At 39.8% G+C, this 14,774-nt stretch carries 15 protein-coding genes; 7 read left to right on the forward strand and 8 right to left on the reverse strand.

Going from position 1 to position 14,774, the window contains the following annotated elements:
* Positions 1 to 76: 76 nt before the first annotated feature.
* Positions 77 to 511 (reverse strand): Hsp20/alpha crystallin family protein, encoded by a 435-nt coding sequence (locus RI561_RS07175; RefSeq protein ID WP_395079551.1) that lies wholly within the window; start codon positions 509 to 511, stop codon positions 77 to 79.
* 195 nt (positions 512 to 706) lie between these two features.
* On the reverse strand, positions 707 to 1,948 hold the full coding sequence (locus RI561_RS07180; RefSeq protein WP_395079552.1) for a 6-bladed beta-propeller: 1,242 nt from the start codon (positions 1,946 to 1,948) through the stop codon (positions 707 to 709).
* Between the two features lie 208 nt (positions 1,949 to 2,156).
* Here RI561_RS07180 and RI561_RS07185 point away from each other — a divergent pair, with 208 nt between their 5' ends.
* Positions 2,157 to 2,684: a macro domain-containing protein gene (locus RI561_RS07185; protein ID WP_395079553.1), complete on the forward strand. Its 528-nt coding sequence runs from the start codon at positions 2,157 to 2,159 to the stop codon at positions 2,682 to 2,684.
* 98 nt (positions 2,685 to 2,782) lie between these two features.
* On the opposite strand, the gene RI561_RS07190 is transcribed toward RI561_RS07185, so the two are convergent.
* The 5 genes from RI561_RS07190 to RI561_RS07210 all read right to left on the reverse strand — a co-directional run bounded on the left by RI561_RS07190 (position 2,783) and on the right by RI561_RS07210 (position 8,909).
* Positions 2,783 to 4,147: a replication-associated recombination protein A gene (locus tag RI561_RS07190; RefSeq protein ID WP_395079554.1), complete on the reverse strand. Its 1,365-nt coding sequence runs from the start codon at positions 4,145 to 4,147 to the stop codon at positions 2,783 to 2,785.
* Positions 4,148 to 4,263: 116 nt separating this feature from the next.
* Entirely contained in the window at positions 4,264 to 5,742 is a 1,479-nt protein-coding gene (locus RI561_RS07195) for a hypothetical protein (protein ID WP_395079555.1), read from the reverse strand.
* A gap of 76 nt (positions 5,743 to 5,818) precedes the next feature.
* The gene (locus tag RI561_RS07200) at positions 5,819 to 6,640 is read right to left on the reverse strand and encodes a hypothetical protein (protein WP_395079556.1); all 822 of its coding nucleotides are present in this window, start codon (positions 6,638 to 6,640) and stop codon (positions 5,819 to 5,821) included.
* Positions 6,624 to 7,262, reverse strand: coding sequence for a hypothetical protein (locus RI561_RS07205; protein ID WP_395079557.1), 639 nt, complete (start codon positions 7,260 to 7,262; stop codon positions 6,624 to 6,626). Before RI561_RS07205 ends, RI561_RS07200 begins: the two co-directional genes overlap by 17 nt.
* 75 nt (positions 7,263 to 7,337) lie before the next feature.
* Entirely contained in the window at positions 7,338 to 8,909 is a 1,572-nt protein-coding gene (locus tag RI561_RS07210; protein WP_395079558.1) for a cryptochrome/photolyase family protein, read from the reverse strand.
* 74 nt (positions 8,910 to 8,983) lie between these two features.
* Between RI561_RS07210 and RI561_RS07215 the strand changes: the two genes are divergently transcribed.
* The 6 genes from RI561_RS07215 to RI561_RS07240 all read left to right on the forward strand — a co-directional run bounded on the left by RI561_RS07215 (position 8,984) and on the right by RI561_RS07240 (position 13,649).
* Positions 8,984 to 9,475 (forward strand): TIGR00725 family protein, encoded by a 492-nt coding sequence (locus RI561_RS07215; RefSeq protein WP_395079559.1) that lies wholly within the window; start codon positions 8,984 to 8,986, stop codon positions 9,473 to 9,475.
* A 55-nt stretch (positions 9,476 to 9,530) separates the two neighbouring features.
* Positions 9,531 to 9,908, forward strand: coding sequence for a BlaI/MecI/CopY family transcriptional regulator (locus RI561_RS07220; RefSeq protein WP_395079560.1), 378 nt, complete (start codon positions 9,531 to 9,533; stop codon positions 9,906 to 9,908).
* 1 nt (position 9,909) lies between these two features.
* Positions 9,910 to 11,964: a TonB family protein gene (locus RI561_RS07225; protein WP_395079561.1), complete on the forward strand. Its 2,055-nt coding sequence runs from the start codon at positions 9,910 to 9,912 to the stop codon at positions 11,962 to 11,964.
* Between the two features lie 132 nt (positions 11,965 to 12,096).
* Positions 12,097 to 12,279, forward strand: coding sequence for a PspC domain-containing protein (locus RI561_RS07230; RefSeq protein WP_395079562.1), 183 nt, complete (start codon positions 12,097 to 12,099; stop codon positions 12,277 to 12,279).
* Between the two features lie 63 nt (positions 12,280 to 12,342).
* On the forward strand, positions 12,343 to 13,197 hold the full coding sequence (locus RI561_RS07235; RefSeq protein ID WP_395079563.1) for a hypothetical protein: 855 nt from the start codon (positions 12,343 to 12,345) through the stop codon (positions 13,195 to 13,197).
* A 98-nt stretch (positions 13,198 to 13,295) separates the two neighbouring features.
* Positions 13,296 to 13,649, forward strand: a complete 354-nt coding sequence (locus RI561_RS07240) for a hypothetical protein (RefSeq protein ID WP_395079564.1) — start codon at positions 13,296 to 13,298, stop codon at positions 13,647 to 13,649.
* Between the two features lie 231 nt (positions 13,650 to 13,880).
* Here RI561_RS07240 and RI561_RS07245 read toward each other — a convergent pair whose 3' ends face one another.
* On the reverse strand, positions 13,881 to 14,738 hold the full coding sequence (locus RI561_RS07245) for an SDR family oxidoreductase (protein ID WP_395079565.1): 858 nt from the start codon (positions 14,736 to 14,738) through the stop codon (positions 13,881 to 13,883).
* Between the last annotated feature and the right edge of the window lie 36 nt (positions 14,739 to 14,774).

Below are 14,774 nucleotides of genomic sequence, written 5' to 3' on the forward strand. Positions count from 1 at the left end.
CGTAGCGAATGTCTGAAAAGTGATGAAGTAGGCTAAATTCTACTTCTGATCTACTTTATCACTCATCACTTCATCACTACTTAACCGGAATGGATTGTGAGTCTTTTAATACCTCTGATTTTGGCATCGCAATTGTCAAAACTCCATTCCTGAAACTGGCGGATACTTCCGCCGCATTTACATTTTGAGGAACGGCAAACGCACGGGCAAATGCACCGCGACATCGTTCCTGTCGTTTAAATTCTTCCCCATCACTTGCGGTGATTTCACGCTCACCTTTCACAGTCAATACATTATTTTTCAGGGATATCCCGATTTCTTTTTTCGATAGTCCCGGAAGATCTAATAAGATTTTGAATTCATCTTCGCTTTCCAGGATATCGCAATCGGGAGCAAAGTCTTTGTCTTCATTGGCTAGCGGTACCACTTTCTCTACAAACTGCTGAATATCTTTACCCAGCTTGGATAAGTGTCGCTCTATTTCAATACCAAATTCTGTAAAATCTCCCATATGCGTGATGGTTTGTTCTAATTCACTGGTATTAAAGCAATACCAATGCCAAGTAAGGAAGGGTGGAAGAAAACTGACGTATTGACCGACGTATTGTCAGGATGGGGAGGGAACATTTAATATTGAACAAGGAACGCCGAACTCAGAAGTGGTTTCGGATAGTTGAGAGTTGATAGGGTGATTTTACTTATCTATCTATTTTCCTCTGAATTCTATTCTATACTTTACTATTCGGTCAATGCTTTCTGACAGATTCCTCTCTCTTGTATAGAAATATCCGTTTTTTATTATTGGAAGTTGACGTTCAAACATCGGGCTGCTCTCTGATCTTTTACCCGGAAATGTAAACTCAGCTTTTAATTCGCCGTTATTTTCAAGCACATACCATTGATAGGTTGAATCGCTGTCGATTATAGTTGCAACCCAAAGCCGCTCTTCCTCATCAACCCGTATTTGATGAAGTGCAGGCCAGGTATCCGGGACGTCTATTCCATCAAATGTCTCTTTCATTCTTTCATGAATATCCAATGTTTCGGTATTCAACACACTATTGTCATATGAGTGATAAATAGCTCGTTGATAATCCACCTTTGAATCAAAAACTTTAATCAAGAAATCTTGGGTCCATGCGTCATATATATAACCGCTGTCTGAGATCACAAACAAAGAGGAGCGATGGAATGGTAAAGTCCGAACTCTCATTCCAAAAAACTCGCGGTCTCCATCTCCCTGTTTATAGTGATTTAGATCATATTTCTTTTGAGAAAATACTTCATCCGGTAAAATTTGCCCAGACTCAGACACCGGATAATAATAAATCTGCCCCAGCGTATCAGAAAGTGCAAAGTTGTTGAATTTCATTAAAACTCTTTCCTGTTCATCTACATATAAATCTGAAGCCCGCATTAAGCTGAGTTTTTTATCTGAAACACTATCCCGCTTTAAAACTGCATCTCTTATAAACGCAAAATCTGATATTGAATACACTAAATATTTTTGAAGACGAGACCCTAATAAGTAGATCTTGTCGTCTTTTATTTTTATCGATCCAATTGCCTCTGATTCTCCTGGCCCTCTCCCTTCCCTATAAAATTTGGTGATAAATTCACCATTCGGTTCAAAAACATACACATGTACCGTTCCCGGAATCGATGAAACTATATAAACGCGATCCTGGTCATCTACTGCAACTTCTCCAAGATAACCTGCCATATATACATCTTCATTACTTTCAAAAACAGTTTCACGAATCAGTTCTACGGTGTCTGCATTGGCAAGCTGTTCTTCCAGTGAATACACGGATACATTTTGTAGATCTTTTACATGATCAGGTAATGCTGTCGTGGATGATTGGACCTCTTCTGTTTCTACATTGCACCCAAGTGATATCAACACAATATATAGTACCCACATTAAATTTGTTTGAAGAGCAGCCATAGATTATTCCGAATATTTATTACTATCTAAATGGCACATTTTATTTCTGTAATGCAAGGATTAAAATTTTACTCATCAATGTTGCTTGAATATGCCCCATCTCTTGGGCAGGCTGGAAACTGTGTATAATCCGAACCGAAAAGACTATTTTACCTTATCTAATATGTTATACAACTTACATCCCATTATTTAAAATTCATTTTTCGCAATGACTGATTTTCAAGACACACAAATCCATTGCATCCAAGGTGACATTGCCAACCAACCTGATGTTGATGCAATCGTTAATGCAGCAAATGCTCAGCTTAAAATTGGCGGAGGTGTAGCCGGGGCAATTCATCGGGCTGCCGGACCCGGATTAGCCGAAGAGTGTGCACCGATGGCTCCCATTAAACCAGGAGAGGCTGTTATTTCTGGTGCTCATGATCTTCCCAATGATTATGTAATCCATTGCTTAGGACCTGTATACGGAAAAGATAAACCGGAAGATAAATTACTGGCAGATTGTTATCGCAATGCACTCAAACTGGCAGAACAAAATGACATTGAATCCATTGCATTTCCGGCTCTTTCAACCGGAGCGTTTGGATATCCGATGCGGGAAGCTGCAGAAATTGCTTTTTCAACTATAAAGAAAGAATTGCCTGATCTATATTCTGTTAATGAAATTCGATTTGTACTATTTAGTGCTGATGATTTAGAATTGCATCAAGAGGTGATGAACGAAATATTTTAATCCATTATTCGCTCCGACGCGGAGCGTCAGGAGCGAGGTAAATTAGTTACCTGCTCATGGAGTAAAAAACATCAGCGTAATCAGCGTAATCAACACAATCAGCGATCCTTGTTCTTAATCTCTTGCCACTTTTTCCACAACAGTGCTTCTCTTCCCTGATTTCCCGCTTCGTACCATTTTTTATTTTTTAGCTCATCAGGTAAGTATTGTTGGTCCACCCAATTATTGGGATGATCATGGGGATATTTATAATCATCTGATGCATTTTCAACACCGAGATGTTTGGCTCCCAGCTTGTTGGCCGTTTTATCCTTTAAATAAGGGGGAATATCTTTCACCCCACGTTCACTGATTTCACGATTCACTTCAAAGATCGCTTTGGTGCTGTTACTTTTCGGACACTGACTCAGATATAAACAGGCGTGCGACAAAAAGTACATTCCTTCTGGCATCCCACATTTTGTAAAAGCATCCTGACATGCATTCACCATTGTGATGGCATTGGGTTCAGCCAGGCCCACATCTTCGCTGGCAAAGATGAGCATTCTTCTGAAAATAAAGATTGGATCATCACCACCTTCCAGCATCGCATTCATCCAGTACAGCGCTGCATCAGGATCAGAACCGCGCATAGACTTTATAAAAGCAGAGGCATAGTGATAGTGTTCATCCCCGGTTCGATCGTACCGAACATTTCTTCGCTGAATGCTTTCTTTGGCTACTTCTAAATCAATGGTGATCTTTCCTTCTTCATCCTGTTGACTTGAAAGCACGGCCACTTCCAGCGCATTCAAGGCATTTCGGATATCACCACCCGCCATTTCTGCTAAGTGATTGAAGGCATCTTCCGCAACCTCAATCTCTTTTTCACCCAACCCTCTTTCTTCATCTTTAAGCGCCCGATTCAGCATTAGCTTCACTTCATCCATAGTTAAGGGGTGAAGTTCAAAAAGCTGACATCTCGATAGTAGTGGATTTACCAGTGAATAAAATGGGTTTTCAGTGGTAGCGCCTACCAAAGTAATGATTCCGGATTCCAGGTGAGGCAGCAAGGCATCTTGCTGTGCCTTATTCCAGCGGTGAATTTCATCTACAAATAAGATGGTCTTTCGCCCGTTCAGCTTTCGAAATTTCTCTGCTTTATCCACCACTTTTCGCAGTTCCTTAATGCCATCCAATACCGCATTGATGACTTCAAATTGGGCCTTAATTTCCCTCGAAATAACGTGGGCTAATGTTGTTTTACCTGAACTGGGCGGACCATAAAATATCAGTGATCCAATTACCCCACTCTCGATCATTCGTCGAAGCATTTTTCCCTCACCTACCAAATGCTCCTGACCGGCAAATTCATCCAGCGATTGTGGTCGCATTCGGGTGGCTAACGGCTCACTATACTGTGGATTTTCTTTTTGAGAAGAGGAGGAAGAACTACCGGATTTTTTTTCTTGGAAGAGATCCATGAGTGAATGTCAGGTGATTTAAAAGCATATGTAAGATATGTGTTTTAAGGGAAAGAAGTTGTCAGATTTCAGAATTGTGACTGCTGCATTCTGAGTTCTGAATTCTGAGTTCTTCATTACAATAATGATTTCTGACTTCCGTATTTCTCCAAATACCGATCCAGCTTTAGCTTTTTCCTTGTTGATTCACTCGTCATGTAGCGCAATTTTCCGTAAATGGGGCGTTCTTGCCAGGCGCGATCAAATCTTCCAAAACACCAAAAAATTCCTGAGTAGCTATTTGGGTCCCGACCATCCAGTGCATAACGGTTATTGAGCTCAATCATATAGTCGAGTGCCGTGCGGTAATCTTTAGTCCACTCGATGATTTTTTTACCCCATAGCATCCGCAGGTAATTTTGCATGATTCCGGTTTCCCTAAGTTGCGTTTGGGCTGCATTCCAAATTTCATCATGGGTTTTAGATTGCGCAAATTCCTCCAGTTCATACACCCATTCCCGTTCATCATCCTGATGCTTACTGAGCGTTTTAAGCACCCAATCCGGCAGGCTTTCAAACTGATCATAATCGGGCCGGTGATGCGCAAAATGAAAGCCCACTTCCCGCCAGGTAATTACTTCATCCAGGAAACTCTCCACATTCGGATCGCCATTAAAGAATCCTGAATTTTTACCATTATTGGGAGTGATGTCATCCAGATCCCACCCCTCCGGCTGATGACCCAATACTGCTTTCACAATTTCGTATTCACTGATCAAGCCAAAATGCAGCCATGGGCTTAAACCACTTGCAGCATCTGCGTCGGGATCATTACGCTCTTCATCATATCGGCTCAAACCGTGTGCAATGAAATCACCTAATTTTCCGAGCGCATATTGGCGGGTCCCCTTTTTATCGGTGATACCAATATCATGGTTAATATCTAAGGTGGAAATGAACCTTGGAATGTCATCCAGTATTTCATCCGCCCGCGGGTATTTTTCTTCAAATCCTTTTGGCAAAGGTGCCTCTTCATAATTTTCCAGATCATCGAGCGGATCTTTCTTTGGAGCATGCGTGTAAGCTTCCAGAAAATTTTTCTGCATCACCTTTCGAAACAGGTAAGCAGAATACGGATCCTTGTCTGTAACTTTTAGAGGAATGATGCCATTGGAGTCGATGGAGATGTAGGGAACATCAATTTCACCGGCCATTTTTTCGTTATTTTCTCGAATGATATAGACAGGATATTCATCTGCAACGACAGCAATGGCATTCTCTGCCAAATCATAAAATGATTGTTTTACCGTGCGGGCTTCCTGCTCAGCATAGCAATAATGGGTGACTTCTTTGTCTTTCAATTCATCAAAATGCTCCTTCATCCCCTCCAATAAAAAAGCATGGAAGCGGTCACTTACCCAAGGATAATCGACCATCACACTTTCATAGATCAACAATGGCTTGTCGTATTTATTGGCTAAAGCCACGGCATATTCTAAGGCGAAATTGTACCGCAGGCGCCGGTTGATTTGCATCCAATAGAGTAAATAATCTCCATCCGGATTTACTTCTTTATCGTTTCGCTTAAACTTGCGGAGACTATTGATGTTTTTCATTTAGATAACTGAGATTCGTTTTATCATAAAACCTCATTCATCGTATTTGAATTCCATTTTACAAATCAAACCTCATTTAATTTCTCATTGAATTAGCACGGCTTAAAGTAAATATATTTTCTTCATATGGAGATACAACAACTGAAATCTGCTGTTTCCCTGTTTCTCCATTTGCATTCTCAAAATCTTCGTCTTCCCCCATCCGCTGAGTAACCCCAACAATGGTAAATGAAGAGTCTGTGACCTCCCCTTGAATTTTAAAATCAAACATAGAACTCTCTTCATAGCTATCTAAATGTTCAAGTTTTATATTTTCAGAATTGGTGGTCATATTTGTAAAAGATCCCTCGCCTCCGCCTTTTTCTTGCGGCATAAATATTTTATAGGATGCATCCAGTGCTAAATCCATAAGTTCGGCATTCAATAAATCCTTTTGACGAGAGTCCTCCATTGATTCTTTGGTATTCATATAGACTTTTGTTCCAATAACCGAACTCAATATGGCAGGAATCATAGTCATCATAATCATGATGGCTCCTATATACCAAGACCAACTTCTTTGCTTTGGATTTTCGGACTGATCAGACTGCTTATACCCCCTCAGTAATAAATAAGGACCAACAATAAAGATCACAAAAACACTAATTCCGGTTGTAATCGCAGTTTGTGCAAATTCGGTTAGATCTTTGTGATCTCCTGAAAAATTTAAAATTGCCTGTGCCGTCTCATATCCGGAGATCTTTAAAGCCGGCAACGCAAACACAAAACCAATATCTACCAAATACTCCCTGATGTTTACAGATAGAATGGATGTGATAAATGAAAAAAGAAGTTCTATTCCAATCGCAATTAATATGGCCTTTACCCACGGATTCCAATCTTTAATTAATTCGTACATAGTCTACCCCATTTTCACTTAATGTTGCTATTCCTTCATATTTCCCGGTGCTTCCATCGCTGTTTGAATATTTAAGATCTTGCCCCCGTGCAATATCTGCTACAATGGTAATTACAATAGAATCAGGGTTTACGATATTAGCAGAAAAGTTTAAATCTTGCCCCTGTTCCACTGGCTTTGGAAGTAATGTCCCATCTGCTTTTAAACGATCTCCGGCCACAGTCCTGAAGGCTTCTGCCAGATTTTCTACCTCTTCGTTCTGAGATTTATACCGAAGTCTTTCAACAAATATTTTTTCAGACTGTATCTGAGAGACATTCCCATCTATTGATTGCCTGATTTCAACAAGGATATCACTTTTTTTGTCAGATTTAATCATTTCAAATACAGAATCATATATAACCAATACCGACAATCCCAAAAACAGAAACCCAACCGTTTTCTTTATTCCTGCAGATTTTACCCCGGATAACATTTTTACTGTCATTATTAGTAACAAGCCCACCCCCGCTGTAAGAGCAACAAAAAAGCCAAGCCACAGATCCTGATATATAAATGAAAAGCATACTGCGACCGAAACAACCGCAAAGCCAACTATTGGCCAAATAAAATCTTTACTCATGATTTACCCCTAATTTTAGTTCCCTAATAAATAAGACATAAATTTTAAAAGTACAAAGATATTAATATTAGATACTTACTCTGAATCTCTTTTTAACTTTCTCAGAAATCCTTCCGAACTTTCCCAAATAGCTTTCTTATCCTCTTCACTCTTTTTATCAAACATATTTACCATGAAATTAGCTCTGCCATTATTGGTGAACGTCTCTCGCTGTTTGTCAATAAAATTCCAATATAGGTAGTTGAACGGACAGGCCTCTTCCCCGGACTTCTTACTTATCTTGTACCCACAGTGTTTACAGTAATCACTCATTTTTTTGATGTAATTTCCACTGCTCACGTATGGTTTGGAGGCCAAAACTCCGCCATCGGCAAAAGTGGACATTCCCAACACATTTGGCAACACCACCCATTCATAGGCATCCACATAAGAGAGATGAAACCAACGGTTCAATTCTTTAGGATCTGTCTCTGTGAGATTGCTAAAATTACTGAGCACCATCAGTCTTGGAATATGATGCGAATAGCCTTCTTTAATAACCGGTTTTAGGCATTCACTCATGCAGTTCATTTTGGTCTCTCCCGACCAATACATTTCCGGCAGTCTTTCGGTGAAATTAAAGTGATTAGCCTCCCTAACTTCCGGCATCATGGCCTCATAATACACCCGCACATACTCACGCCAACCTATAATTTGCCGGATAAAACCTTCTACGGAATTCAGCCGGGCATTGTCATTATGGTAAGCTTCTTCAGCTTTATTGCAAACTTCTGTAGGTAACAATAGCCCATTGTTCAAGTACACCGAAAGCTGTGAGTGAAAAAGCTCATATTTACCATGAGCCATAGCGTCTTCATAGGGACCAAATTCATCTAAACGCTCCTCAATAAATTCATTTAACCTATATAGAGCCTGCCTTCGGGTAACTGCATAGGTGAAGTTTTCGCTTTCTCCAAAACTGTCACCATACCAACTATCCACCATCTCTTTAACCTCTTCGGTTATATCATCCGACTCGGTTTTAGCAATTTCTGGCACGGGATGGTCTTTAGGAAGCTTCTCCCTGTTTTCCTCATCATAGTTCCACCCCCCTCCTTCAGGCTCATCCCCATTCATCAAGTACCCTGTCTTTCTTCTCATTTCACGATAGAAATATTCCATCAGCCAGCCATCTTTAACACGCTCCTTGTATTCTTCAACATCTGCCAGAAAAAAGTTATTGGGGATTTCTTCAACGCGATCCAAAAACTCAGACCTTACGTTTCGAAGTCGATTTCGGGAATCCCATTCTGAAGGGGCCATATACGTAAGATTTAATTCCTCATTTTCGGAAAGAATTTCATTCAAACCATCGTCAAAATGTTTTTTTGTGGAGTGATAGTGAACCGGATATCCGGCCTCTGCACACTCCAAGGCAAAATGACGCATGCTGCTTAATAAATAAATGGCCTTTTTTTTATGATGAGGCAACTCGTTCCCCTTTTCTGCAGATTCCATGAAGATAAGTAGCGGCTTTTCTTCCCGAATCCAGCTGGGCCAAACATCAAGGTTAAGCTGATCATGAAGAACAAATACCGCTCGCTCATGATTTGAAAGTTTTGGTTTGGTAATTTGTTGGTCAATATGTTTTAAAAAAGCTCTGCTCATGATGTTAGAATGAAAATAACTCATATTAGCGTTCCGACACTCGAATTTTTGCTTGCTTTAGAGTATCATTAGCTATGGAAGGAAGAAAAATTATTGGCATAATGGGACCCGGCGAAGGAGCTACCACTGCTGATATTGACGCAGCATTTGAAGTAGGGCAACTCATGGCAGAATCAGGTTACCTGGTTTTAACCGGTGGAAGAGCATCCGGCGTGATGGAAGCTGCTATGAAAGGAGCGAAATCGGCCGGTGGGACTACCATCGGAATTTTACCCTCTGAAGACGGAGCCGATCAATCCGAATATGTGGACATCCCCATCAAAACCGGAATGGGTAGTGCCCGAAATAACATAAATGTGTTGACCTCCGATACCATCATTGGTATTGGAGTGGATGCCGGCACGATTTCAGAAATAGCACTTGCCATAAAGGCTAATAAATTAGTTCTATTATTGAATTGGACGGAATCATCCAAAGCTTTTTTTGAAAATATAGAAACAGCTAAACTTACATTTTTCAATAACCCCGACGAGTTGATTAATTACATTCAAGCTTCCGAAAAATAAATGTTGAATTTTAATTCATTACTATTATATTAGTACTAACTAATTCAAAAACGCTATGAAAAAATCACTGACACCCCTTGGAGAATCGGAAATGGAAATCCTGCATCATGTGTGGGAACTTGGAGAAGCAACCGTTGCCCAGGTAAGAGAACGCATCCTAAAAGAGCGAAAAGTCGCTTATACTACGGTTATGACCATTATGAAAAACCTTAATGACAAAGGGTTTTTGAAATATTATAAAGATGGTAATACCTATGTATATAGTGCACGCAAAGAACCTCAGGAAGTTCAATCCAGCCTAATTTCGGGACTGATTGATAAAGTGTTTAAAGGATCGACCTCTGCAATGGTACAAACACTGGTAAAAGAAGAGAAAATCAGTGAAAAAGAATTGAAAGAACTTCGGGATATGATAGATAATATGGAGGAATAAGATGATTGAGCTTGTTTACTACATAAAGCAAATCGGCAATTTTAGTCTCGATGCCATTTGGTTTCCTTTGGGAGTTTGGACTCTTTGTTGTGGACTTGCCTTTCTTGTTTTGAGAAATCGTGAGAAACTAAATCCACTCTTTCACTATCATTTGCGCACCGCAGCATTACTCTCACTTCCATTTGGAATTGGGGTTGCAGCTTTGATGAATCGAATTCCAACTTGGTTTGCTGAATCCAATATTGAAACAGCTTTTATTGTGGTTCAGAATCCTATTGAAGTAGTACCGGCTGCGGCTAATTCATCAGCTACAGTAACTATTAACTGGCTTGAGCCTTCCCTCCTAATTGGCATCGGAACGGTGATTGTAGGCTTGATTTCACTTTTTATGATTGGTCAGCTTGTTAAAAGCTATGTCACCCTTAAATCACTGTATAAAAATCTGGAAATCACTGAATTACAGGATGTGATTTCAAAAGATCTTAGCAATGATCGATTAGTAAAATTAGCTTTTCACGATCATCCGTTGGTTCCCTTCACTTTTGGATGGAAGCAACCGGTGATTGTCCTTCCAAGTATTCTGCAACATGAACCGGAAAAACTGGACATGGCCCTGCAGCATGAGCTCACCCACATAAAACGCGGTGATTACCTGTTGCAGTTAGCCCTGTCTATGATTGAATCGCTTTTTTGGTTTCATCCCCTTGTCAGGTATGGAAATCAGGAAATCGACACCTATCGTGAAATTTCATGCGACCAGGAAGTCCTCTCCAAATCCGATTTCTCTATCAAATCCTACGCCAATCTTTTATATGAATTAGTTCCACTTAGCAGCGGCGCAGGAAAATTATCAGTGAGCATGGCAGTAAAAAATTCAACTTTAAAAAAACGGATTAAAACCATGAAATATCACAAACTCCAAAAAACTTCTTTTCGGCAAAGCATTGCTTTTTTAATGCTGATGATTGTTGGAATAACATTGCCTATTGCCTGTTCTGATTTGCGTGCGCCACAAGGTCTAAGTGAAGAAGAGTTAGCAAACACAGAATTAAATTTCAATAGTCCGAATGTAACGGTTAATGGTATTGAAGTGCTTCAAATGAATTCCAACATAGATGCTATGGCATTTAACGGAATGGTCATGATACTTGGAGAATATGGTAGTTTTGTATTTGCTCCATCTCATTTTGACGGCGCTGTAAAAGCCGGAAATATCTCAGGAAACAAGGCTACTTTTGAAGTAAATAAAATGACTGTAGAAATTACTACCAATGAGGATATTTCAGATAAAAAAATTCCCATTTATGCCCGTCACTTTACTCTTGATAAGGCTCTGGATTTTAAAATTTTCACCAAAATCCCCAACCAAATTTTGACCAATGCCCAAAGATTGAAAGATTTTGGAACCCTTACTAATGTACCTGTAAATCTTTCTGCAGATTTGAAACTTTCAGGAGACTTAAAGCAAAACACTACTGAAGAAGACTTCTTTGTAGTAGTAGAACAAATGCCAAAACTAATTGGTGGTATGGCGGGGCTTCAGAGTAAAGTTCAATATCCAACTTTGGCTCGCCGCGCAGGTATTGAAGGGCGTGTTACCATACAATTCATTGTTACTGAAAACGGTAATGTAGAAAACGCACGAGTGGTTCGAGGCATTGGCGGCGGTGCAGATGAAGAGGCTCTCAGGGTAGTACGCGAAGCCAAGTTTGAACCTGGCATGCAGCGCGGTAGACCGGTTCGTGTTCAATATGCATTGAATATCAAATTTAATTTAGAGGATTCAGGTTTTACAGTTGATCAGGAATCTGCTCAAAACACAATGGTAGTTAATGCCTGGAATAATGATAATGGGACTATTAAAGGAACGGTTAAAAGCAAAGGCGGTGACTTTTTAGCAGGAGCAAATGTAACTATACAAGGAACAAACATCGGAAGCACTACAGGTCCTAATGGAGAGTTCACCATCGAGAATATACCTGATGGCCGAAACTTCCTTGAAGTCTCCTATGTAGGGTACGAAAAAACCAGTTTTTGTATCACCGGTTGTAATTAAAAATTCTTGATTCTGTAACTCTTCCTAAGCGAAGCTTAAAAGGCTTCGCTTTTTTTATTTGAACTTTTTTGAAACATCTGGTTTTATCTGTCGTAATACCGTGTTAGATTATAATCAACCTAATATTTTATCATGCCAGCTAAACTCAGAAAATCAAGAACAGACAAGATGCTTGCCGGTGTTTGCGGTGGCTTTGCTGAATACCTTGGATGGGATGCCACTATTGTACGCATCATTTTTGCACTGATTCTTGTCTCAAGTTTTGGTACAGCCGTACTTGCCTATTTCATCTTAGCTATTGTAATGCCAGACTAATTCCTCTCCTCTTGTAAAATTCATGTGGCCTTAGCATCTTAAGTGTCAACTAACCCCATTATTATGAAAGTTGGAATTGTAGGAGATGCTAAACGTGCTGTAGCTTGGGAACGACACCTTCGTCCACACCATATTGTTAATGAAGTAGAACTTTGTGCCCATATTAATGAAGTAGGCAAAGTAGATGCCTGCTTCCTGGTTGATGAGTCCGAACAAAATCTGGATATTTTATTGAAAGGCATACAACAAGGCCTGAACTGCTTTCTTGTTTCTCGTCAGCCTACCAATTCTGAAAAACTGGAAAAAATATATCGCGCCGTACATGAAGCCGGTGTACATGTTCAATTCTCTCACTGGCCAACCCTCGCGCCAGCCTCACAATGGATGATGGATCGTATGAACCGCCCCTCTTTCCTTAGTATTACCCGGGAAGTAAACTATACCCAATTCTTAAATACAGAAGATGAGTTCCGCCACTTTTGGATTGATGAGCTTGGTTTATGTATGAAATGGATGGACAGTGGAATTCACCATACCGAAGCCAAGCAAATTAAACTGGAAGACAAAACACCTTCTGTCATCCATATTTTCCTACGCTTTGATAATGGATCTACAGCTGACATCAGAATTTATACCGGGGCATCTGAAAATCGACATAAACGTATTGCATCAAATAAAAGAGAGATACTTGAGTGCAGTGTACACGATCAGGATATACGAATAGGAAGACTCAATTCCGGTGACCACCTCTTTTTTGAAAAAAAAGTTTTTGATCCTGCTAAATCTGCCGAAAAGGCGGCCCTAATATTCTTGAAGTCCATTCAAATGGACAAAGAAACGGCCTATACTGCATATGATGCCTACCAGCTTTCTCAACAAATAAAAGTCCTTGAAAAACGGCTCTCACAATTCTCCTGAGGGCTTTGTTAACTTAATGTTAACTTTTCGTTAACAAACCATTTACATTGAGTTAACAATTCCTTAACATTGAAGCAGATCAAATGTGGAGGAATCTTATGAAAAATATCATTTCAGTTATTTTATTGGCCCTGTTATTAACTACAGGGTTAAAAGCACAACAAGATATTACGAATCAAAAACATGAGCGAGTTATAACTCATGTTGAGAATAACCTATACGATGTCAAATTCTTGAATGAAAAAGGTGATGTTGTACAAAAAGGTCAATACTGGAGAGATGGTGAGTCTATTCTTCCACATGGAACCTGGTTATTATTCTCTGGAAATGTAAAAGACAAAGTTGTAACGAAAGCAACTTTTGATAAAGGAGAACAATTAACCGTTGAGACATTTATTAATGGAAAACTGGTACAAGCTGATCAACAACAGCTGGCTGCAAAAAACAATTAACAGCGTTTTCCAAAATCATTAATTACAAATTTGCACCAAAGAAAATATGGAGGTGCCACTATGAGAGCTAAGTTATACGAAAAATATTACAAATTAGGTTTTGACCACTACATTTTTAAAAACATATTCGGATTGCATAAGCCGGATAGAAATGTGAAAAGATTTTATTATGCAATCATTATAACAGTAATGATGGTTGGATTTTTAATTTCCTAATCAAAAATCCAATCCTCATTTTTTGGGCTTCATTGCCTTAAAAGCTTTTTTCAGTTCGCTTCGCGGCATTAAACCGTCAATAAAGTTAAACTGACCGGCCTGAAGCCTTTCACCTCCATCTATGACCACGCATTCACCGGTCATATAGGATGAGAGGTCAGACATAAGAAATGTTGCAAGATTGGCGAGCTCTCCCGGCTCGCCATATCTTTTTAAGGGAACTTTTTCTATAAATTTCTTTTCCATCGTTTTATCAGGAACCAATCTTGACCAAGCTCCCTCTGTTGGAAAGGGACCGGGCGCGATCGCATTTAACCGAATTCCATATTCTGCCCACTCAAAGGCCAACGATCTTGTCATGGCTAAAACCCCGGCTTTTCCGCATGCGGATGGCAGCACGAAGGCACATCCTGTTCCTTCTGCATAAGTCGTAACCATGTTTAATATATTTCCTTCTTTCTCATTATCGATAAGATAATTACCAAACACGTGGGTACAATTGAAGCTGCCATGAAGTACAATATCTACTATTGCTTTAAAGCCTCCGGGACTCAGATCTTCTGAAGCAGACAGAAAATTACCTGCTGCATTATTCACTAATCCCTCCAAAGAGCTAAAATCTTCTACGATCTGTTCAAACATGGATGCCACGCCTTCATAATCCCGAACATCACACTGATAATATCTCGCAACAGCCCCTTCCCTTTCCTTCTCAATTTCTTGAGCAGCTTTTTGAAGTTTATCAACCGTCCTGCCACAAATAGCAATATCGGCTCCGGTTCGTGCAAAAGATTTCGCCATAGCAAGACCTAATCCACTTCCTCCACCGGTTATTAAAATTTTTTTTCCTGATAGTGTGTCTTCTTTGAACATAATTTTCTTAGTGACAGATGACCAATGACGAACGAC

This window comes from Gracilimonas sp., from assembly GCF_031581265.1.
Classification (GTDB): Bacteria; Bacteroidota; Rhodothermia; order Balneolales; family Balneolaceae; genus Gracilimonas.

Excerpts from the sequence above, each read along its gene's own strand:
- RI561_RS07185 (WP_395079553.1), top strand. The coding sequence starts at position 2,157 with ATGACTGATTTTCAAGACACACAAATCCATTGCATCCAAGGTGACATT.
- RI561_RS07220 (WP_395079560.1), top strand. The coding sequence starts at position 9,531 with ATGAAAAAATCACTGACACCCCTTGGAGAATCGGAAATGGAAATCCTG.
- RI561_RS07230 (WP_395079562.1), top strand. The coding sequence starts at position 12,097 with ATGCCAGCTAAACTCAGAAAATCAAGAACAGACAAGATGCTTGCCGGT.
- RI561_RS07245 (WP_395079565.1), bottom strand. The coding sequence starts at position 14,738 with ATGTTCAAAGAAGACACACTATCAGGAAAAAAAATTTTAATAACCGGT.
- RI561_RS07200 (WP_395079556.1), bottom strand. The coding sequence starts at position 6,640 with ATGTACGAATTAATTAAAGATTGGAATCCGTGGGTAAAGGCCATATTA.
- RI561_RS07175 (WP_395079551.1), bottom strand. The coding sequence starts at position 511 with ATGGGAGATTTTACAGAATTTGGTATTGAAATAGAGCGACACTTATCC.
- RI561_RS07210 (WP_395079558.1), bottom strand. The coding sequence starts at position 8,909 with ATGAGCAGAGCTTTTTTAAAACATATTGACCAACAAATTACCAAACCA.
- RI561_RS07215 (WP_395079559.1), top strand. The coding sequence starts at position 8,984 with ATGGAAGGAAGAAAAATTATTGGCATAATGGGACCCGGCGAAGGAGCT.
- RI561_RS07190 (WP_395079554.1), bottom strand. The coding sequence starts at position 4,147 with ATGGATCTCTTCCAAGAAAAAAAATCCGGTAGTTCTTCCTCCTCTTCT.
- RI561_RS07180 (WP_395079552.1), bottom strand. The coding sequence starts at position 1,948 with ATGGCTGCTCTTCAAACAAATTTAATGTGGGTACTATATATTGTGTTG.
- RI561_RS07225 (WP_395079561.1), top strand. The coding sequence starts at position 9,910 with ATGATTGAGCTTGTTTACTACATAAAGCAAATCGGCAATTTTAGTCTC.
- RI561_RS07195 (WP_395079555.1), bottom strand. The coding sequence starts at position 5,742 with ATGAAAAACATCAATAGTCTCCGCAAGTTTAAGCGAAACGATAAAGAA.
- RI561_RS07205 (WP_395079557.1), bottom strand. The coding sequence starts at position 7,262 with ATGAGTAAAGATTTTATTTGGCCAATAGTTGGCTTTGCGGTTGTTTCG.
- RI561_RS07235 (WP_395079563.1), top strand. The coding sequence starts at position 12,343 with ATGAAAGTTGGAATTGTAGGAGATGCTAAACGTGCTGTAGCTTGGGAA.
- RI561_RS07240 (WP_395079564.1), top strand. The coding sequence starts at position 13,296 with ATGAAAAATATCATTTCAGTTATTTTATTGGCCCTGTTATTAACTACA.